This is a genomic window from Belnapia mucosa (assembly GCF_016775475.1).
Lineage (GTDB): Bacteria > Pseudomonadota > Alphaproteobacteria > Acetobacterales > Acetobacteraceae > Belnapia > Belnapia mucosa.
In genome coordinates this window covers 58,310-77,721 of sequence record NZ_JAEUXJ010000009.1, presented here as the reverse complement: position 1 = coordinate 77,721, position 19,412 = coordinate 58,310, and the positions used below count along the sequence as shown (strand labels likewise).

The 19,412-nt window shown below is 71.4% G+C and carries 20 protein-coding genes; 14 read left to right on the top strand and 6 right to left on the bottom strand.

The annotated features are described in order from the left end of the window. The first annotated feature begins 24 nt into the window (after positions 1-24). Positions 25-741: a response regulator transcription factor gene (locus tag JMJ55_RS19555; RefSeq protein ID WP_202827281.1), complete on the top strand. Its 717-nt coding sequence runs from the start codon at positions 25-27 to the stop codon at positions 739-741. A gap of 7 nt (positions 742-748) precedes the next feature. Here the strand turns inward: JMJ55_RS19555 and JMJ55_RS19550 are convergent, their stop codons facing one another. The 4 genes from JMJ55_RS19550 to ispH form a co-directional block, all read right to left on the bottom strand. Continuing rightward, the gene (locus tag JMJ55_RS19550) at positions 749-1,342 is read right to left on the bottom strand and encodes a malonic semialdehyde reductase (protein ID WP_202827280.1); all 594 of its coding nucleotides are present in this window, start codon (positions 1,340-1,342) and stop codon (positions 749-751) included. A gap of 113 nt (positions 1,343-1,455) precedes the next feature. Continuing rightward, positions 1,456-2,016 carry a NifU family protein gene (locus tag JMJ55_RS19545; RefSeq protein ID WP_202827279.1) on the bottom strand — a complete coding sequence of 187 codons (561 nt, stop codon included), beginning with the start codon at positions 2,014-2,016 and terminating at the stop codon, positions 1,456-1,458. 130 nt (positions 2,017-2,146) lie between these two features. Then, complete coding sequence (gene hpnH / locus JMJ55_RS19540; RefSeq protein ID WP_202827278.1) at positions 2,147-3,313, bottom strand: adenosyl-hopene transferase HpnH; 1,167 nt, start codon at positions 3,311-3,313, stop codon at positions 2,147-2,149. 12 nt (positions 3,314-3,325) lie between these two features. Beyond that, positions 3,326-4,270, bottom strand: coding sequence for a 4-hydroxy-3-methylbut-2-enyl diphosphate reductase (gene ispH, locus JMJ55_RS19535; RefSeq protein WP_202827277.1), 945 nt, complete (start codon positions 4,268-4,270; stop codon positions 3,326-3,328). 151 nt (positions 4,271-4,421) lie between these two features. Here ispH and JMJ55_RS19530 point away from each other — a divergent pair, with 151 nt between their 5' ends. Genes JMJ55_RS19530 through JMJ55_RS19515 form a run of 4 tightly spaced genes read left to right on the top strand, consistent with a single transcriptional unit; the run spans position 4,422 to position 9,817 of the window. Beyond that, complete coding sequence (locus tag JMJ55_RS19530; protein ID WP_202827276.1) at positions 4,422-4,823, top strand: copper resistance CopC family protein; 402 nt, start codon at positions 4,422-4,424, stop codon at positions 4,821-4,823. Further along, positions 4,824-6,479: a copper resistance D family protein gene (locus JMJ55_RS19525; RefSeq protein ID WP_202827275.1), complete on the top strand. Its 1,656-nt coding sequence runs from the start codon at positions 4,824-4,826 to the stop codon at positions 6,477-6,479. It abuts the gene before it with no gap. Positions 6,480-6,482: 3 nt separating this feature from the next. After that, a complete protein-coding gene (locus JMJ55_RS19520) occupies positions 6,483-9,068 on the top strand; it encodes an MMPL family transporter (protein ID WP_202827274.1) in 2,586 nt (861 codons plus the stop codon). A 44-nt stretch (positions 9,069-9,112) separates the two neighbouring features. Then, positions 9,113-9,817 carry an urease accessory protein UreH domain-containing protein gene (locus JMJ55_RS19515; protein WP_202827273.1) on the top strand — a complete coding sequence of 235 codons (705 nt, stop codon included), beginning with the start codon at positions 9,113-9,115 and terminating at the stop codon, positions 9,815-9,817. Here JMJ55_RS19515 and JMJ55_RS19510 read toward each other — a convergent pair. Then, positions 9,814-10,590 (bottom strand): DUF2189 domain-containing protein, encoded by a 777-nt coding sequence (locus JMJ55_RS19510; RefSeq protein ID WP_202827272.1) that lies wholly within the window; start codon positions 10,588-10,590, stop codon positions 9,814-9,816. The two genes, JMJ55_RS19515 and JMJ55_RS19510, sit on opposite strands and share 4 nt — an antisense overlap. A 150-nt stretch (positions 10,591-10,740) precedes the next feature. On the opposite strand from JMJ55_RS19510, the gene ccoN reads away from it, so the two are divergent. The 9 genes from ccoN to JMJ55_RS19465 are packed head-to-tail and all read left to right on the top strand — an operon-like array spanning position 10,741 to position 18,593. After that, positions 10,741-12,207 carry a cytochrome-c oxidase, cbb3-type subunit I gene (ccoN, locus tag JMJ55_RS19505; RefSeq protein ID WP_202827271.1) on the top strand — a complete coding sequence of 489 codons (1,467 nt, stop codon included), beginning with the start codon at positions 10,741-10,743 and terminating at the stop codon, positions 12,205-12,207. Positions 12,208-12,221: 14 nt separating this feature from the next. Then, on the top strand, positions 12,222-12,950 hold the full coding sequence (gene ccoO, locus JMJ55_RS19500) for a cytochrome-c oxidase, cbb3-type subunit II (protein ID WP_202827270.1): 729 nt from the start codon (positions 12,222-12,224) through the stop codon (positions 12,948-12,950). A gap of 13 nt (positions 12,951-12,963) precedes the next feature. Then, positions 12,964-13,119 (top strand): cbb3-type cytochrome oxidase subunit 3, encoded by a 156-nt coding sequence (locus JMJ55_RS19495; protein ID WP_202827269.1) that lies wholly within the window; start codon positions 12,964-12,966, stop codon positions 13,117-13,119. 11 nt (positions 13,120-13,130) lie between these two features. Next, positions 13,131-13,985, top strand: coding sequence for a cytochrome-c oxidase, cbb3-type subunit III (ccoP, locus tag JMJ55_RS19490; RefSeq protein ID WP_202827268.1), 855 nt, complete (start codon positions 13,131-13,133; stop codon positions 13,983-13,985). Between the two features lie 10 nt (positions 13,986-13,995). Continuing rightward, positions 13,996-15,456 carry a cytochrome c oxidase accessory protein CcoG gene (gene ccoG, locus JMJ55_RS19485; protein WP_236033856.1) on the top strand — a complete coding sequence of 487 codons (1,461 nt, stop codon included), beginning with the start codon at positions 13,996-13,998 and terminating at the stop codon, positions 15,454-15,456. Continuing rightward, complete coding sequence (locus JMJ55_RS19480; protein WP_202827266.1) at positions 15,453-15,926, top strand: FixH family protein; 474 nt, start codon at positions 15,453-15,455, stop codon at positions 15,924-15,926. Before ccoG ends, JMJ55_RS19480 begins: the two co-directional genes overlap by 4 nt. Beyond that, positions 15,923-18,259, top strand: a complete 2,337-nt coding sequence (locus JMJ55_RS19475; protein ID WP_202827265.1) for a heavy metal translocating P-type ATPase — start codon at positions 15,923-15,925, stop codon at positions 18,257-18,259. Before JMJ55_RS19480 ends, JMJ55_RS19475 begins: the two co-directional genes overlap by 4 nt. Further along, entirely contained in the window at positions 18,247-18,411 is a 165-nt protein-coding gene (gene ccoS, locus JMJ55_RS19470; RefSeq protein WP_202827264.1) for a cbb3-type cytochrome oxidase assembly protein CcoS, read from the top strand. Before JMJ55_RS19475 ends, ccoS begins: the two co-directional genes overlap by 13 nt. After that, positions 18,408-18,593: a hypothetical protein gene (locus JMJ55_RS19465; protein WP_202827263.1), complete on the top strand. Its 186-nt coding sequence runs from the start codon at positions 18,408-18,410 to the stop codon at positions 18,591-18,593. The genes ccoS and JMJ55_RS19465 overlap by 4 nt, the downstream gene beginning before the upstream one ends. Here JMJ55_RS19465 and JMJ55_RS19460 read toward each other — a convergent pair. Continuing rightward, positions 18,553-19,332 (bottom strand): Crp/Fnr family transcriptional regulator, encoded by a 780-nt coding sequence (locus JMJ55_RS19460; RefSeq protein WP_202827262.1) that lies wholly within the window; start codon positions 19,330-19,332, stop codon positions 18,553-18,555. The genes JMJ55_RS19465 and JMJ55_RS19460 overlap by 41 nt on opposite strands. Positions 19,333-19,412 lie beyond the last annotated feature (80 nt).

The window sequence follows — 19,412 nt, the reverse complement described above, 5'->3', positions numbered from 1 at the left end:
GGGCTTTGCTGTTAGGGAGATCGCATGGCTGGTCCGCGCCCACTGCTGATCGTCGATGACGACGCCGCCCTTCGGGCGACGCTGGCGGAGCAGCTTTCGCTCGACGGCGAATTCGAACCCGTGGAGGCAGCGACGGCCGAGGAGGCCGAGCAGCTGTTGACCGGTGCCACCAACCGCTTCGACGCGGTGCTGCTGGATATCGGCCTGCCGGATGGCGACGGGCGCGAACTTTGCACCCGGCTGCGCCGCCAGGGGTTGAAGATTCCCGTCATCATGCTGACCGGCCAGGATGCCGAGCAGGATGTGGTGCGCGGCCTCGATGCCGGTGCCAACGACTACATCGCCAAGCCCTTCCGGCTGAATGAGCTGCTGGCGCGGCTGCGTGCCCAGCTGCGCGTCTTTGACAATTCGGAAGATGCGGTCTTCCTGGTGGGGCCCTATGTCTTCCGCCCCAGCGCCAAGCTGCTGCTGGAACAGGCGCGCAACCGCAAGATCCGCCTGACCGAGAAGGAAAGCGCGATCCTGAAATACCTCTACCGGGCGGGCGGCAAGCCGGTCGGCCGGCAGATCCTGCTGAACGAGGTCTGGGGCTACAACAGCGCGGTCACGACCCATACGCTGGAGACGCATATCTACCGGCTGCGGCAGAAGATCGAGCCGGACCCGACCAATGCGCGGTTGCTGCTGACCGAAGGCGGCGGCTACCGGCTTGACCCGGCGGCGGGGACCGCCGCCGGGTAGCGCCTGATTATTCGAAGCGCGCCGCCTCATCGAAGGAAAGGCGCGGGGAGCGTGGGAAGAGCCCGCTCTCATCGCCATGGCCGAGATTGACCAGGAAGTTCGACTTCCAGCTCGTGCCGGCGAAGAAGGCCTCATCCACCTTGGCATTGTCGAAGCCGCTCATCGGCCCCGCATCGAGGCCGATGGCCCGTGCCGCCAGGATGAGATAGGCGCCCTGCAGGGTGCCGTTGCGGAAGGCCGTGACATCCGCCAGCGCCGCATTCCCGGCGAACCAGGACCGCGCATCGGCATGCGGGAAGAGCTTCGGCAGCTCCTCGTAGAATTCCGTGTCATGGGCGACGATGACGGTGACCGGGGCGGTCAGGGTCTTCTCGTAATTTCCCTCCGACAGGGCCGGCTTCAGCTTCGCCTTGCCTTCCGCGGTGCGGATGAAGACGAAGCGGGCGGGGGAGGAATTGGCGCTGGTCGGGCCCCATTTCAGCAGGCCGTAGAGCTCGGCCAGCTTGGTGTCGGGCACCGGCCGGTCCTGCCACTTGTAATGGGTGCGCGCGCTGCGGAAGAGCTGGTCGAGCGCGGCGGCATCGAGGATCTGGTCAGGCATCGGAAGCTCCGTTCGGATTCGCTATGCCGACCGGTATCGCGCCGCTGCCCGGCGCCGCCAATGGCGCCAGGGTGATTGCCGCCATCACCAGGCGTGATGGCGGCGAGTGGGGCTCAGGCCTCGACCTGCTCCACCGCGACAACCTCCGGCACATAGTGGCGCAGCATGTTCTCGACGCCATGCTTCAGCGTGGCGCGGGAGGAGGGGCAGCCGGAGCAGGCGCCCTGGAGGTGCAGGCGGACGATGCCGTCGCGGAAGCCGCGGAAGACGATGTCGCCGCCATCGCCGGCGACGGCCGGGCGGACGCGGGTATCCAGCAGCTCCTTGATCTGGTCCACGATCTCGGCATCGGCGGCGTCATATTCCTCCGCCTCCGCATCGCCGGCATCCTCGATCACCGGCAGGCCGGCGACGAAATGGTCCATGATCGCGCCCAGCACCTGCGGGCGGAGCGAATACCACTCGGCCTCCTCGGTCTGGGTCACGGTGATGAAGTCGCCACCGAGGAAGACCCGCGCCACGCCACCGAGGGCGAAAAGGCGGGCGGCCAGCGGGCTGCGCGCCGCCGCCTCGGCACTGGCGAAGTCGGCGGTGCCACGGCTGCCCATCACCTCCCGCCCGGGGAGGAATTTCAGCGTGGCGGGGTTCGGGGTGCCTTCGGTCTCGATGAACATGCTGGGTCCTGCCGTGGCGGCTCTCGGGGAGTATCCAGACCAAATTGGTCGGCTTTGCCCCGGGTTGCAACCCGGGGCCGGGCCCTCAGCCCACCAATTGCCCTGCCAGCCGCCACATCAGGCCCGATGGCTACTCCGCGGCGACGGCGGGGGAGCCGCCATGCTTCGCCCCGCGCACGGGCTTCGGCTCATGCTTCAGCTCGGCCATGGTCTGCTCGACATGGCGGGAGAAGACGAAATCCGCCTTCCGCTGGCGCGAGAGATCGATCTCGGGGGCCATCTCGCCCTCGGTCTTCGGCCCGCGCATCTGCCGCGCCATCGCCTTCACCGGATGCTTGATCGAGTCGATCACCGCCGAGGCCTCGAAACCGGAATGCACCATGCAGTCGGCGCATTTCTCGTAATTGCCGACCCCGTACTTGTCCCAGTCCGTGGTCTCCATCAGCTCCTTGAAGGACTTCGCATAGCCCTCGCCCAGCAGGTAGCAGGGCCGCTGCCAGCCGAAGATGTTCCGCGTCGGGTTGCCCCAGGGTGTGCAGTTATAGGTCTGGTTCCCGGCCAGGAAATCGAGGAAGAGCGGCGAATTGCCCATCTTCCACCCCTTTCCCTTGCCGCGCGCGAAGATGCCGCGGAACAGCTCCTTCGTCTTCCGGCGGTTGAGGAAGTGCTGCTGGTCCGGCGCCCGCTCATAGGCATAGCCCGGCGAAACCATGATCGCATCGACGCCCATGGCGGTAACGTCGTCGAAGAAGCGGGCCATCCGCTCCGGCTCGGCATTGTTGAACAGCGTCGCGTTGATGGCGACGCGGAAGCCGCGTGCCTTGGCATCCTTCAGCGCGGCGACGGCCCGGTCATAGACGCCCTTCTGGCTGACCGCCCAGTCATGCTGGTCCTTGTCGCCGTCCAGATGGATGTCCCAGGTGAAATTCGGATGCGGCTTGTACTGCTCGATCCGCTTCTCGAGCAGGAGGGCATTGGTGCACAGGATGACGACCTTGCCGCGGGCCAGGATGCCCTCAACGATCTGCGGCATCTCCTTGTGCAGCAGCGGCTCCCCGCCCGCGATGGCGACGACCGGCACGCCCGTCTCGTCGACCGCGTCCAGGCATTCCTGCACCGAGAGGCGCTTGTTCAGGATCGGGTCCGGGTAGTCGATCTTGCCGCAGCCCGAGCAGGCCAGGTTGCACTTGAACAGCGGCTCCAGCATCAGCACGAGCGGATAGCGCTTGCGCCCCAGCATGTGCTGCTTGAGCACATAGGCGCCGACCTTCATCTGCTGCCGCAGCGGGATACCCATACTCAGCCCTCGCTAGCTCGCCGCGCTCGCCTCTGGCTCGACCAGGGCGGCGGGGAGCTTGAAAGATACGTCTTCGACGATCCCGGGCAGGGCGGAGACCTCGACGGGGCCGAGCCGGCCCAGCGCCGCGATCACCTCCTGCACCAGGCTTTCCGGGGCCGAGGCCCCGGCGGTGATGCCGATCGTTTCCGCCCCCCGCAGCCAGTCCGGCCGCAACGCCGCGGCATCCGGGATGAGGTAGCAGGGCACCCCCTGCTCCGACCCGATCTCCCGCAGGCGATTGGAATTGGAACTGTTGGCCGCGCCTACAACCAGCAAAAGATCCACCCGCTGCGCCAGCTCCCGCACCGCGGTCTGGCGGTTCTGGGTGGCGTAGCAGATGTCCCGCGTATCAGGACCGACGAGGTCCGTGAAGCGGGCTTTCAACGCCTCGATGATCCCGCGGGTGTCGTCGACCGAGAGCGTGGTCTGGGTGACGAAGGCCACCGGCCGGTCCGGCGGGATGGGCAGGGCGGCCACCGCCGCCACGCTCGCGACCAGATGAACCTCGCCGGGAATCTGGCCGAGCGTGCCCTCCACCTCCGGATGGCCGGCATGGCCGATCAGGATCAGCGCCCGCCCCTGGGCGACGTAGCGCCGGCCTTCGGTGTGCACCTTGGAGACCAGCGGGCAGGTCGCATCCAGAACCGGCAGGCCGCGCGCCACCGCCTCGGCCTCGACCGTGCGGGAGACGCCATGGGCGCTGAAGATCGTCACCGCGCCGGGCGGAACCTCCTCCAGATCCTCGACGAAGCGGGCGCCCTTGGCTTCCAGGGTTTCGACCACGCGGCGGTTATGGACGATCTCGTGCCGGACATAGACAGGGGTCCGGTATTTCTCCAGCGCTCGTTCGACGATATCGACCGCCCGCACGACGCCGGCGCAGAACCCCCTTGGCTGCGCCAGAATGATCCGCATCAGCACGCCCCCTGCCTGGTCCCCGCCGGCGGTCTCCCCCCTGTCCGGCGGCGATCCGTTCCGCCTCGCGGCATCTTGCGCCGCTGCTGTTTTGCTGCACTTTGCCGCCAGGTTGCAACCGGGGAGTGGTTGCCCCCGACCGGAGGATGCCTTGCCCCCCTGCCCCAGCCCGGCCCGGCGCGCCCTGTCCGGCGCCGTGATCCTGTTCGCCCTGGCCCTGTTTTCCGGGGCCCTGCTCTCCGGCCCCGCCGCGGCCCATGCGGTGGTCGTGAATTCCGACCCGGTGGCGGGCGCCAGCCTGGCGGCGGCGCCGGCCCGGGTGACGATCCGCTTCAACAGCCGGCTCGACCATGCCCGCAGCCGGCTGCTGCTGATCGGCGAGGACAACAGCCAGACCGCCCTGCCGATCCGCGAGGATGGCGACCCCATCGTGCTGGAGGCGCCGCTGGCCGGCCCGGTCGCGCCCGGCGCCTGGCGGCTGCGCTGGCAGGTGCTGGCGGTGGACGGGCACATCACCCGCGGCGACATCCCCTTCACCATCCGGGGCCGTTGAGTGGAGCAGTTCCTCGATCTCTACGGCTTCGCCAGCGTCATCCTGCACGCGGCGGAGCTGGTGGCGCGGACCGTGCTGCTGGGCTCGGTCGTGTTCTGGACCCTGCTGGCGGTGCCGGAAGGCCGGCTGATGCCGCCGGGCGACACCGACCGGCTGCACGCCATCGCCCGGCGGACGGCGATCATCGCCGGGATCGCCTCTCTGATCTCGACGCTCGCGCTCGGCCTGCTGGGCTTCGCGGCGCTGGAGGCGACGCTCGATATCAGTGCCGGGGCGCTGCTCGGGGCGGATTTCGTCATCTTCACCGGGCTCGACCTGCTGGCCATGCTGGCCCTCCTGGCGCTCGCCCTGCCGCGCGGAGTCCCGGGGCCGGGCCGCCGCTGGGGTCTGGCGGGCGCCGCCCTGCTGGTGCTGCTGGCCGTCACCTTCGGCAGCCATGCCATCGCCCGGGTCGAGGGCCGGTCCATGCTGCTGGCCGCGACGGCGCTGCACCAGGCGGGCGCCGCCTTCTGGCTGGGCGGGCTGCCCTGCCTGGTGGCTGCGCTGCGGCTGACCCCGGCCTCGGCCCGGATCGTCGGGCAGCGCTATTCGCGCCTGGCGGCCGGCGGCGTCGGGCTGATCCTGCTCGGCAGTGCCGGCTTCTGGTTCGGCTTCATCGGCTCGGTCGAGGCGGTCTATGGCACCGCCTACGGCTCCATGGCGGCGTCCAAGCTGGTCATGATGGTGCTGCTGCTGGTGCTGGGGGCGATGAATTACCGCCTGCTGCACCGCATCGCGCCGAGCCCCGAGGGGGTGCTGCGGCTGCGCCGCTTCATCGAGGCGGAGATGGCGATCGGCATCGCCGTGCTGGCCGTCGCCGCCTCCCTCACCTCGGTCCCGCCGGCCATGGACCTGCCCGATGACCGCGTCACCTGGGCCGAGATCACCGAGCGCTTCACCCCGGAATGGCCGCGCCTCACCAGCCCGGACCATGCCGACCTGGCGATCCCTGCCCTCCAGGCCCAGCTCGATGCCGAATGGCAGCAGCGCCAGGCGGCACAGCGGCCGCAGGCCTTCACCCCGGGCGAGGGGCTGCTGCCGCCGCGCAACGCCACCGACATCGCCTGGAGCGAGTACAACCACCACTGGGCCGGCGTCATGGTGCTGCTGGTCGGGCTGGCGGCGCTGCTAGATGCCACGGGGCGGGTGCCGCTCGCCCGGCACTGGCCGCTGGTCTTCCTCGGCCTCGCCGCCTTCCTGCTGGTCCGCTCCGACCCCGAGGCCTGGCCGCTCGGCGATATCGGCCTGTTGGACAGCCTCCGCGACCCGGAGGTGGTGCAGCACAAGATCGCCGCCCTGCTGGTGGTGGTCTTCGCCCTCTCGGAATGGTCGGTGCGGCTCGGCCTGCTGCGGGGGCGGGTGCGCTTCGTCTTCCCGGTGGCGATGCTGGCCGGCGGCGTGCTGCTGCTGGCGCATACCCATGCGATCTCCAACATCAAGGAGGCGCAGCTGATCGAGCTGTCGCACCTGCCGCTGGCGATCCTGTCGGTGGTCGCCGGCTGCGCCCGCTGGACCGAGCTGCGCGGCCCGCCGGAGCTGGCGCGCATCGGCCGCCCGCTCTGGCCCGCCTGCCTGATCGGGATCGGCATCCTGCTGCTGCTCTACCGGGAAGCCTGACCCTTGACCGCCCTGATTGCCCGGCGCTGCGCCGCCCTGGCGCAGGCCGCCATCCTGCGTCCGCGACTGGTGGTTCTGCTCGCGCTGCTGGCCGCGCTGCTCTCGGGCCTCGCGGTCACGCAGCGCTTCGCCATGAATACCGATGTCGATGCGCTCTTCCCCGCCGGCCTGCCCTGGCGGGAGACGGAGCAGCGCCTCGCCACCGCCTTCCCGCAGCGGGAGAGGCTGATCGCCGTGGTGGTGGACGGGCCGACCGCCGATGCCGCCGACCGCGCCGCCGCCGGCCTGGCCGAGGCGCTGGAGCGGCGGCGCGACCTCTTCCTCACGGTCCGGCGGCCGGATGCCCTGCCCTTCTTCCGCCGCAACGGCCTGCTCTTCCTCGAGGAAGCCGAGCTCCGCGACACGACGGAGCGGATCATCGCCGCCCAGCCCCTGCTCGGGACGCTCGCCGCCGATCCCAGCCTGCGCGGCCTCGCCACCGCGCTCGGCCTGGTGCTGGAGGGGGTGGCGCGGGGCGAGGCGGAGCTCTCCGCCATCGCCGCGCCGCTCGCTGCCCTGGCGCCGGCCGCGGAGGCGGCGCTCGATGGGCGGATTGCGCCGCCCGATTGGGGCCAGCTCTTCACCGGCCGGGCGCCGGCGCCGCAGGAGCTGCGCCGCTTTGTGCTGGTGCAGCCGCGGCTCGACTTCTCCGCCCTCAGCCCCGGCGCCACCGGGGCCGAGGCGATCCGCGAGGCGGCGGTCGGGCTCGGCCTGCCGGCGGTGCGGTTCCGGATGACCGGCGACATCGCCATGGCGGATGAGGAATTCGCCTCGGTCGCCGAGGGGGCGGTGCGGAATACCCTGCTGTCGCTGGCGCTGGTGGCGCTGCTGCTCTGGCTGGCGCTGCGGTCCTGGCGGCTGATCCTGCCGGTGCTGGCGACCCTGCTGCTGGGGCTGCTGATGACGGCGGCCTTCGGCGCGCTGGCGATCGGGCCCTTCAACCCGCTTTCCATCGCCTTCGCCGTGCTCTTCATCGGCCTCGGCGTCGATTTCGGCATCCAGTTCGCGGTGCGCTTCCGCGAGCAGCGGCACGGGCTGGCGGCGCTGGAGCCGGCCATCATCGCCGCCGCATCGACAGCGGGGCCGGGGATCGTGCTGGCGGCGCTGGCCATCGCCGGCGGCTTCCTCGCCTTCCTGCCGACCGATTATCGCGGCGTCTCGGAACTCGGCGCCATCGCCGGCTTCGGCATGCTGGTCGCGGCCTCCCTCTCGCTCTCGCTGCTGCCGGCCCTGCTGCGCCTGGCGCATCCGCCCGGCGAGGCGGCGGAACCCGGCTGGGCCGGGCTGGCCGGGTTGGAAGGCGGCTTGGCGCGGCAGGCGCGGCGGGTTTCGGCCGGGCTGCTGCTGCTGGCGCTCCTGGCTGCCGCAGCCCTGCCGGTGCTGGTCTTCGACTTCAACCCGCTGAACCTGCGCGACCCGCAATCCGAGGCGGTGGCGACCTTCCGCGACCTGATGGGCAGCGCCGAGACCACGCCCAACACGCTGAACGTTCTGGCGCCCAGCCTGGAGGCTGCCGGGCCGGTGGCGGCGCGGCTGGAGGCGCTGCCGGAGGTGGCACGGGTGATGACCCTGGCGAGCTTCGTGCCGGAGGGGCAGGCGGCGAAGCTGGCCCTGGTCCAGGACGCGGCCGACCTGATGGGCCCGACCCTTTCCCCGCCGGAGGTGGCGCCGCCGCCCGATGACGCCGCTGTGGCCGCCGCCCTGCGCGACCTGGCCAGGGCGCTGACGCGCGAGGCGGATCGCGCCACCGGCCCGCCCGCGATCGATGCCCGGCGGCTGGCAACGGCGCTGGCCACCCTCGCCGAGGGGCCGCCCGCGGGTCGCGCCCTGCTCGACCAGTCGCTGCTGCCCGGGCTGCGCGCCACCCTCGCCCAGTTGAACGACGCCTTGCAGGCGGCGCCGGTGACGCTGCAGACCCTGCCGCCGGAGCTGGCGCGGGACTGGGTGGCGCCGGATGGCCGCGCCCGGATCGAGGCCTGGCCGCGCGACCTTTCGGACGACAATGCCGCACTGCGCCGCTTCGCCCATGCGGTGCAGTCGGTGGCGCCGGATGCGGGCGGCATGGCGATCTCCATCCAGGAATCTTCGGCCACCATCCGCCATGCCTTCCTGCTGGCCGGCGCGATCGGGCTGGTCTGGACCGTGCTGCTGCTGCTGGCAGCGCTGCGGAGCCCCCGGCTGGCGCTGCTGGCCCTGGCGCCGCTGCTGCTGGCGGGGCTGGTGACGCTGGCGATCTGCGCCGTGGTCGGCCCCCCACTCAACCTCGCCAATATCATCGCCCTGCCGCTGCTGTTCGGCATCGGCGTCGCCTTCGACATCTATTTCGTCGTGGCCTGGCAGGGCGGCGAGAGGGTGCTGCTGGCGCGGCCGGTGACGCGGGCGGTAATGTTCAGCGCGCTGACCACGGCCAGCGCCTTCGGCACCCTCGCCCTGTCGTCCCATCCGGGCACGGCCAGCATGGGGGTGCTGCTGGCGATCAGCCTGGCAGCGGTGCTGGCGGCGGTGCTGCTGGCCCTGCCGGCCCTGCTGCACGCCTTCGCCGGGGACTGATCGCGATCAAGGACGGTCCCGGCGGGGGCGGCCATGCTGGCGGGATGCTGGAGTCCTGTCTTCACGCCCTGGATGCGCTCGGCCCCGAGGGATTGCCGGCGCTGACGGGGACGCTGTTCCTCGCCGGCCTGGCCGGCGGCGCCAGCCATTGCGCCGGCATGTGCGGCCCCTTCGTGCTGGCCCAGATGGCGCGCGGCGAGGGGTTGGGCGGCGGCCGCCTCGCCCGGCTCTCGGGTGCGCTGCTGCTGCCCTATCATGGCGGGCGCGCCATCGGCTATGCGGCGCTGGGTGCGGCGGCGGGCGGGTTTTCGGCCGCGCTGGCGCAGCTGCCCGGCCTGCATGTGGTGCCGCCGCTGCTGCTCGGCCTCGCCGCCTTCGGGATGCTGGCCCAGGCGGTGCCGGCGCTGGCGATGCATCTGCCGCGGCCGGGGCTGATGCCGCCGCGGCTCGGCCGGCTGCTGGAAGGGCCGGGAGCCTGGCGTTGCCTGCTGCTCGGCCTGCTGCTCTCGGCCCTGCCCTGCGGCTTGCTCTATGGCGCGCTGACCGCGGCGGCGGCGAGCGGCAGCGCGCTGGCCGGGGCGCTGGCGATGCTGGCCTTCGTGCTCGGGACCATGCCGGCGCTGGTGGCGCTGGCGCTGCTCGGCGGCTTCTTCCACCGCCGCGCGGCGCCCTGGCTGCGCCGCTGGGCGCCGCTGCTGCACGGCTTCAACGCCCTGGTCCTGCTGGCCCTGGCGATCCGGCTTCTCTAGCGAACGACCAGATCCCGATAGGCATGCCAGGTCGCATGCCCGACCAGCGGCAGCACCACGACGAGGCCGAGGAAGAAGGGCACCAGCGCCAGCCCGGTGAACAGCACGATCAGCCCGGCCCAGAGCGCCATGGCCTGCCGGTTCTCCAGCACCGCCTCGATGCTGATCGTCACCGCCTCGAGCCAGGAGACATCGCGGTCCACCAGCATCGGCAGCGAGACGGCGCCAATGGCGAAGGTGACCGCGGCGAGGACGAAGCCGAAGCCTGTGCCGATGATCAGGAAGGGCAGCAGCATCTCCGATTGCAGCATCGCCAGCGGCAGGCGCGCGAGGGAGGGCAGGGCGACGCCGCCGAAGAACAGCGCGAAGAGCAGACCCGCGACCCGCACCCAGAACAGATGGATCAGCAGCAGCACCAGCCCCATCATGGCGATCTGCCCGCCAGGGCGGCGGAAGGGCTGCACCGCATCGGCCAGCGTCGTCGGCTGGCCGAGCTCCGCCCGGCGCGAGATCTCATAGAGCGGCACGGCGAGCAGCGGCGCCAGGATGAAGAAGCCGGCGGTGGCCGGCAGGATCGCCCATTGCGCGCCGGATTCGAACAGCAGCAGCGACAACGCCCAGCCGAACAGCGTGAGCGCGCCGCCGATGCCGAGGCTGATGGCGCGGTTCGACATCATGTCGCGCCAGCCGAGGGTGAGCCAGACCCAAGGCCGGTCGGCCGTGACGCGGCGGACGCGCCGCGCCTGCGACAGGGATAGGGCTTCGCTCGGCATACGTGACGATCCTCCGGGGAGCATGCGGCAGGCTAGCCGTCCTGGCCATCGCCCCGCCTTGATCCGGATCAAGGACTCCGAACCCCTCACGGCGCAGTGTGCGCCGATGCTCCTCGGCGCCGCTTGCGCCAGGGCAGGGAGATGTTTCGCATGGCCGCACTTGCTGCCCCCATGGCGCTGACGCCAGCCGAGCCGGATGTGGAAGCGCCGATCCGCGCCTTCGCCATCGCTACGGTCTTCTGGGGCATCGCGGGCTTCCTCGCCGGCGTCGTGATCGCCGCGCAGCTCGCCTTTCCGCTGCTCAATCTCGACCTCGAATGGACCACCTTCGGGCGGCTCCGGCCGCTGCACACCAGCGCGGTGATCTTCGCCTTCGGCGGCAACGCGCTGATCGGCACCAGCCTCTACATCGTCCAGCGCACCTGCCGCGCCCGGCTGTTCGGCGGCGAGGAGATGGGCTGGTTCCTCTTCTGGGGCTACCAGTTCTTCATCGTCACCGCCGCGGTCGGCTACCTGTTCGGCGTCACCCAGGGCAAGGAATATGCCGAGCCCGAGTGGTATGTGGATCTCTGGCTGACCGTCGTCTGGGTCGCCTATCTGGTCGGCTTCGGCGGCACGCTGCTGAAGCGGCGCGAGCCCCATATCTATGTGGCGAACTGGTTCCTGCTCGCCTTCATCATCACCGTGGCGATGCTGCACATCGTCAACAACCTGGCGCTGCCGGTCGGCGGTGGCATCGGCAAGTCCTATGGCGTCGCCTCGGGCGTGCAGGATGCGATGATCCAGTGGTGGTACGGCCACAACGCGGTGGGCTTCTTCCTGACCGCCGGCTTCCTCGGCATGATGTACTACTTCATCCCGAAGCAGGCGGACCGGCCGGTCTATTCCTACCGGCTGTCCATCGTGCATTTCTGGTCGCTGATCTTCCTCTATATCTGGGCCGGCCCGCACCACCTGCACTACACCGCGCTGCCGGACTGGGCGCAGACGCTGGGCATGGTGTTCTCGATCATGCTCTGGATGCCCTCCTGGGGCGGCATGATCAACGGGCTGATGACCCTGTCGGGCGCCTGGGACAAGCTGCGCACCGATCCCGCGCTGCGCTTCTCGGTCACCGCCGTCGGCTTCTACGCCATGGCCACCTTCGAGGGGCCGGTGATGTCGATCCGCGCGGTGAACAGCCTCTCGCACTACACCGACTGGACCATCGGCCATGTGCATAGCGGTGCCCTTGGCTGGAACGGCTTCATCATCTTCGGCGCGCTCTACTGGCTGATCCCGGTGCTGTGGAACAAGCAGCTCTACTCCGAGCGCCTGGTCTCCTGGCACTTCTGGGTCGCGACCCTCGGCATCGTCCTCTACATCACCGCGATGTGGGTCAGCGGCATCATGCAGGGCCTGATGTGGCGCTCCTATGACGAGCTCGGCTTCCTGCAATACGCCTTCGTCGAGACCGTCGCCGCGATGCACCCCTACTACGTCATCCGGATGCTGGGCGGCCTGCTCTACCTGAGCGGTGCGCTGATCATGGCCTACAACATCTACCGCACGATCACGGCCGAGGAGGAAGCGGCGCCCGCCGCCCTGCCCGCCGCCGTGCCGATGGCTGCCGAGTAAGGAGAGGCACGCCCATGAACCGCTTCACCCACGCCCTGATCGAGAAGAACCTCGTCATCCTCGGCGTGCTCACCCTGCTGACGGTCGCCATCGGCGGCCTGGTGCAGATCGTCCCGCTCTTCCTCGTGGAGACCACGATCGAGCGGGTGCAGGGCATCCGCCCCTACACCCCGCTCGAGCTGATGGGCCGCAACATCTATGTGCGCGAGGGCTGCTACCTCTGTCACAGCCAGATGGTGCGCCCCTTCCGCGACGAGGCGGAGCGCTACGGCCATTACAGCCTCGCGGCCGAGAGCATGTATGACCATCCCTTCCAGTGGGGCAGCAAGCGCACCGGGCCGGACCTCGCCCGCGTCGGCGGCCGCTACTCGGATGACTGGCAGGCGGCGCATCTGCGCAGCCCGCGGGATCTGGTGCCGGCTTCTGTCATGCCGCCCTACGCCTTCCTCGACCGGCCCTTGGATGCCGAGGAGATCAAGGCGCATCTCCGCGCCCAGCGCGCCGTCGGCGTCCCCTACACGGAGGAGATGATCAACGAGGCCGCCAACGACCTCGCCGCCCAGGCGACGCCCGAGGCCGATGCCTCCGGCTTCAGCCGCCGCTACCCGAACGCCCGCCAGGCGGCCTTCGATGCCAACCCCAAGGTGGTGACGGAGATGGATGCGCTGGTCGCCTATCTGCAGATGCTCGGCACCCTCGTCCGCTTCTCGGACGTGACGCCCGAGCAGCTCCGCCAGCCGTAAGGGGGATCGCGCGATGGATATCCAGCGCCTGCACGAGATCCTCTCCACCGTCTGGGTGGTGTGGTTCGTCCTCCTCTTCACCGGGATCCTCGCCTGGGTTCTGCGCCCGGGCAGCCGCGACGTGGCCCGGCGCCACGCCGAGATCCCGCTCCGCGACCAGCAGACCTGAAGGCCACGACCATGGCACGCAAGCCAGAGACGGATGCCGCGACCGGTGTCGCCACCACCGGCCATGAATGGGACGGCATCCGCGAGCTCGATACCCCGATGCCCTCCTGGTGGCTCTATACCTTCTACGCCACCATCGCCTTCGCGCTGGCCTGGGTGGTGCTGTATCCGGCACTGCCCTTCGTCCGCGGCGTGCTGGGCGCGGATACCCGCAGGCAGCTCGCCGAGACCATGGCGACCGAGCGCGCCAAGGCCGAGCCGATACTGGCCCGGCTGCGCGCCGCGACGCCGGAGGCCATCGCCGCCGATCCGGAACTCCGCACCCATGCGCTGGCCGGCGGCCGCATCGCCTTCGCCACCAGCTGCGCCGGCTGCCACGGCGCCGGCGGCCAGGGCGCGCCGGGCGGCTTCCCGAGCCTTGCCGATGACGACTGGATCTATGGCGGCAGCTTCGACGATATCCGCACCACCATCAGCCATGGCGTCCGCAATGGCGAGGATGCGGAAGCCCGCGGCACCGCCATGCCGGCCTTCGCCCAGGCCGGGCTGACCATGGCGCAGATCGGCGATGTGGCGGAGCATGTGCTCTCGCTCTCCGGCACCGGCCCGGCCAATGCGGCGGGTGCCACGCTCTTCGCCGAGAACTGCGCCGCCTGCCATGGCGATCGCGGCGAGGGCAACCGCCAGGTCGGCGCGCCGCGGCTGGATGACCGCATCTGGCTCTATGGCGGCGACAAGGCTTCCGTCACCCGGACCATCGCCTATTCCCGCGCCGGCGTGATGCCGGCCTGGCAGGGGCGGCTCGACCCGGCGGTGATCAACATGCTGACCGTCTATGTCCACGCTCTGGGCGGTGGGGAGCAGTAGGGGACCCGTCATGCCCGATATCGGACCCGCCCCCGCCTCGCTCTATGCCGCGCATCGGAAGATCTATCCGCGCGCGGTGCAGGGCCGGGTGCGCCGCGTGAAATGGGCGGTGCTGACCGTGCTGCTCGGGCTCTACTACCTCGTGCCCTGGCTGCGCTGGGATCGCGGGCCCGGCGCGCCGGACCAGGCGGTGCTGGTCGACATGGCCCATGCCCGCCTGTTCTTCTTCTGGATAGAGCTCTGGCCGCAGGAGGTCTATTTCCTGACCGGCCTGCTCATCCTGGGCGCCATCGGCCTCTTTGCCGCAACCTCGCTGTTCGGCCGGGTCTGGTGCGGCTTCACCTGCCCGCAGACGGTCTGGACCGACCTGTTCATGTGGGTGGAGCGGCGGATCGAGGGCGATCGCAACGCGCGGATGAAGCGCGATGCCGGCCCGCCCTCGCGCGACCGGACGCTGCGGCGGATTGCCAAGCATGCCGCCTGGCTCGGCATTGCCGCGGCCACCGGCGGCGCCTGGATCATGTATTTCCAGGATGCGCCGACGCTGCTGCTGCATCCCGGCCGGATCTCGCTGCAGACCTGGTTCTTCTTCGCCCTCTTCACCACCACGACCTATGTGCTGGCCGGCTTCGCGCGGGAACAGGTCTGCACCTATATGTGCCCCTGGCCGCGCTTCCAGGGCGCCATGCTCGATCAGGACAGCCTGGTCGTCACCTATCGCGACTGGCGCGGCGAGCCGCGCGGCAAGCCGCGCGATGCCGGCACCGGCGATTGCGCCGATTGCAGCGCCTGCGTCCAGGTCTGCCCGACCGGCGTCGACATCCGTGAAGGCCAGCAGCTCGGCTGCATCGGCTGCGGCCTCTGCATCGATGCCTGCGACGACATCATGCGGAAGCTCCATCGGCCGGAAGGGCTGATCGGCTTCGAGACGCTGGCCAACCTCGCCGCCAGCGAAGCCGCGGCGGCGGAGCTGGAACCGGGCCCGGCCCGCCACGCCGCCGGCATGGCGGCGCGCCGCCCGCTGCGCCTGCTGCGGCCGCGCACGCTGATGTATGGCGGCGTGCTGGCCGTGGTGGCCGCCGTGATGCTCGGCGCGCTGCTGCTGCGCGAGAGCCTCAGCCTGACGGTGCTGCCGGAGCGCGCGCCGCCCTTCGTCCGCCTCTCCGATGGCGGCGTCCGCAACGCCTATGTGCTGAAGCTCGCCGACAAGAGCCGCGAGGGCGGCCGCTACCTCCTCGCGCTCGAAGGCCCGCCCGGCCTCCGGCTGCTGGTGCAGGATGCGCCGACCGATGCCGCCGGCCGCCCCCTGCTGCCGGTGCGCGGCGATGGCGTCGCCAGCTTCCGCGCCCTGGTCACCGCCCCGCCGGCGCTCCGCCTGACGGAGCACCAGCCCATCCGCTTCCGCCTGCTCGACGCCGCCGGACGGCCCCTGGCCGAGGCCGGCAGCGTGTTCCTGGGACCGCAACAATGACCACGCGCACCTACGACCCCGCCCGCGGCCGCTGGATCCCCTGGGTCTTCACCGGGATGATGCTCCTGGTGGTCGGCGTGAACGGCGTGCTGATCACAGCCGCCGTCCAGAGCTTCACCGGCACCACCACCGGCCGGTCCTATGACCGCGGCCGCGCTTACAACCATATCCTCGAGGAAGCGGCGCGCCAGGCCGCGCTCGGCTGGACCCCGCGCGTCACGCTGGCCGAGGGCCGGCTGGAGGTCGCGGTCACCGACCATGACGGCCTGCCGGTCGAGGGTCGGCTGGAGGGCCTCCTGCGCCGCCCGATCGAGGGCACCAGCCTGCCGATCGAGCCCGAGCGCAGCGGGCCCGGCCGCTGGTCCGCGCCCGTGGCGCTGCCGGCGCCCGGCCAGTGGGAGGCACGGCTGACCCTGACCGATGCCGCCGGCCGGCATCTCGACATCCGCCAGCGGGTGATCGCGCCATGAGCGTCATCTCCCGCATCGCCATCCCGGCGACCGCCTGCGCCCATTGCGGCGCCTCCGTCACCCCGCCCGCCCGCTATTGCTGCGAGGGCTGCGAGGCGGCGCATGGGCTGGTCGAGGGCATGGGGCTCGATGCCTTCTACCGCAAGCGCAGCGCCCCGGATGGCGCGCTGCGGCCCGATCCGGCACCGCCCGTGCCGCTGGCCGCTGCGGCGGTGGCGGAGGGGACGGGGCTCTGGCGGCTGGACCTCATGGTCTCCGGCCTGCGCTGCGGCGCCTGCGTCTGGCTGGTGGAGCAGGCCCTGGCCGCCGAACCCGACATGCTCTCGGCCCGGGCTGCGCTGACCACAAGGCGGCTGACGCTGCGCTGGCGTGGAAAGCGGGAACGGGCGGAGGAGATCGCCGCCCTGCTCGGCCGGCTCGGCTTCCGCGCCGTGCCCTTCACTCCCGCTTGCCTGCGCGCCGCCGATGATGCGGAGACGCGCGGCCTGGTCCGGGCGCTCGGCATCGCCGCCTTCGGCGCGATGAATGTGATGCTCGTCTCGGTCGCCGTCTGGGTCGGCGAGGATATGGGCGCCGAGACCCGGGCGCTGATGCATTGGCTGGCGGCGCTGATCGGCCTGCCGACCATCGCGCTCGCGGGGCTGCCCTTCTACCGCTCGGCGCTGGCGGCGCTCCGCGCGCGGCGGACCAATATGGATGTGGCGGTCAGCCTCGGCGTGCTGGCGACCGCCGCGATGTCGCTCTCGGAGGCTTGGCGCAACGGGCCCTTCACCTGGTTCGACGGCGCGACCACGCTGCTCGCCCTGCTGCTGGCCGGGCGGCTGCTGGACCGCACCGCGCGCGGCCGCGCCGGACGGGCGGTGGCGGAGCTGCTGGCGCTGCAGGACGGCACGGTCCGCCGCCTCGGCCCTGATGGGGCGGAGGAGGAGGTCGCGGTCGGCGCCATCCGCGCCGGGGACCGCATCCTGCTCGCGGCCGGGGAGCGGCTGCGGCTGGATGCCGTGCTGGAGGACGCGCCCGGCCTGTTCGACCTGGCGGCGACCACCGGCGAAAGCCTGCCGCGCCCGGTCGCACCCGGCTCGGCGCTGGCCGCCGGTGCGGTCAACATGGGCGGCCCGGCGGTGCTGCGGGTGACCGCGGCGGCGGCGGATGGCTCGCTGGCCGCGACGGCCCGGCTGCTGGATCAGGCGGCCGAGGCGCGCGGGCGTTTCGTGACGCTGGCCGACAAGGCCGCCCGTCTCTATGTGCCGACCGTGCTGGTGGTGGCGACCGGCACCTTCCTCGGCTGGTGGCTTGGCGCCGGGCAGGGCTGGCAGGCGGCGCTGGTGCCGGCCGTCGCGGCGCTGATCGTCACCTGCCCCTGCGGCCTCGCCATCGCGGTGCCGGCGGTGCAGGTGGTGACGGTGGGCGCGCTGTTCCGCCGCGGCGTGCTGGTCACCTCCCCGACCGCGCTGGAGCGGCTGGCGGCGGTGGATTGCGTGGTGCTGGACAAGACCGGGACGCTGACCACGGGCACGCCCCGCCTGCTGCCGGGCATCTGGAGCCCGGCGGAGCTGCGCGCCGCCGCTGGCCTCGCCCGCGGCAGCCGGCACCCGCTGGCCCGGGCGCTCGCCGCCGCCTGCCCGGATGCGCCGCTGCGCGCCGATGCCGAGGAGCATCCCGGCCAGGGCATGACGGCCGGCACCGCCCGGCTCGGCAGCGCCCGCTTCTGCGGCGTGCGCGAGGCGGGCGACACTCCCGTGCTGTGGTTCACCGAGGGGGGCTCCGCGCCCGTCGCCTTTCGCTTCGCCGATGCGCTGCGCGCGGACGCGGCGGCAGCGATCCAGGCGCTGCGCGAGCTCGGCCTGCCGGTCGAGATCCTGTCGGGCGATGCGCCCGGCGCGGTTGCCGCGGTGGCAGCCGAGCTCGGCATCGAATCCTGGCAGGGCGGCGCCATCCCGGAGGCGAAGCTCTCCCGCATCGCCGATCTGCGCGAGGCGGGGCACCGGCCGCTGATGGTGGGCGATGGCATCAACGATGCCGGGGCGCTGGCCCTGGCCTATGCCGCCGTCGCGGCGCCGGGGGCGCAGGACCTGGCCCAAGGCGCGGCCGATCTCGTGCTGCGGACCGAGGCGCTGCTGGCCCTGCCGGGCGCCATCCATGCCGCAAGGCGGGCGCAGGCCCTGGCGCGGCAGAACATCGCCTTCAGCCTCGCCTACAACCTGGTGGCGGTGCCGGCCGCGGTGGCCGGGCTGGTGACGCCGCTCGGCGCTGCGGCGGTGATGGCCAGCTCCTCCATCGCCGTCATCCTCAACGCGCTGCGCGCGGAAAGGCCTGCCCCATGGATGCGCTGATCCTGCTTGTTCCCGTCGCCCTGGCGCTCGGCCTGCTCGGCCTGGGCGGCTTCCTCTGGGCGCTGCGCGCCGGCCAGTACGAAGACCTGGACGGTGCCGCGACCCGCATTCTCTTCGACGACCAGACCGCAGAAAGGACTAACCGGTCATGATCTCCAGCCGCATCTTCTTCCTGATCTTCTCCGGCCTCATCGCCCTGGTCGGCCTGCTGGCCGCCGCGGCGGCGCATGACTACATGCAGGTCTTCGGCCTTGGCCTGTTCGGCTTCGGGCTTCTCTTCGCGCTGGGCTGCGTCAAGCGGCACTTCGATGAGCAGGACGCCCGGGGCCACTGAGCGGCGCGGCGGCGCCGTCGCTGCCGGCCAGCGCCTCCAGTCCCGGCAGGTCGGCCAGGCGGAGGCGGCCGCGCTGCGGCTCCTTCACCAGACCGCCGCGGCGGAGCGCGGCGAAGACCCGGCTGACGCTTTCGATCGTCAGCCCGAGATAGTCGCCGATATCGGCCCGCGTCATCGGCAGCGAGAGGTCGAGCCCGGTGCCGCCATTGCGCCGGTCGGCCTCGCGCAGCATCAGCAGGAAGGCGGCGACGCGGCCCTCGGCGCTTTTCTGCGCCATGGCGTTCAGCTGGTCCTGCGCGGCGGCCAGATCCTCGGCGCAGAGTTCCAGCAGCCGGTGGGACAGGCCGGCGCAATGCCGGCTCATGCTCTCGAGCCGCCCCCGGTCCACCCGGCAGACGGTCGCGTCGGAGACCAGTTCCGCATCGCAGGGATAGCGGTCGCGGGCGGTATAACCGATCAGGTCGCCAGGGAAGCGGAAGCCGATGATCTGCTGCCGGCCATCCGGCAGGGCGCGCAGCAGCTTGGCGGCGCCGTCCTTCAGGGTGAAGACCGCATTGGCGCGGTCGCCCTCGCGGAAGACGGCGCTGCGGGCCGGGAGGCGGAGGGAGGAGGCGGCATTGAACAGCGCCGCCTGATCGGCTTCCTCCAGCCCATGGCAGAGGCCGCGGCTGGCGCCGGCGCAAGCCCCGCAGGCGGCGGTGACCGCCGCCCGGGGCATCATCAGGCCCGAGGCATCCATGGAACAGACTCCTGAAATTAGCCCAGAAGATGGGGCAGCGGATGCGATACGATCAAGCACGCATTCGTGATTGTCGGGCT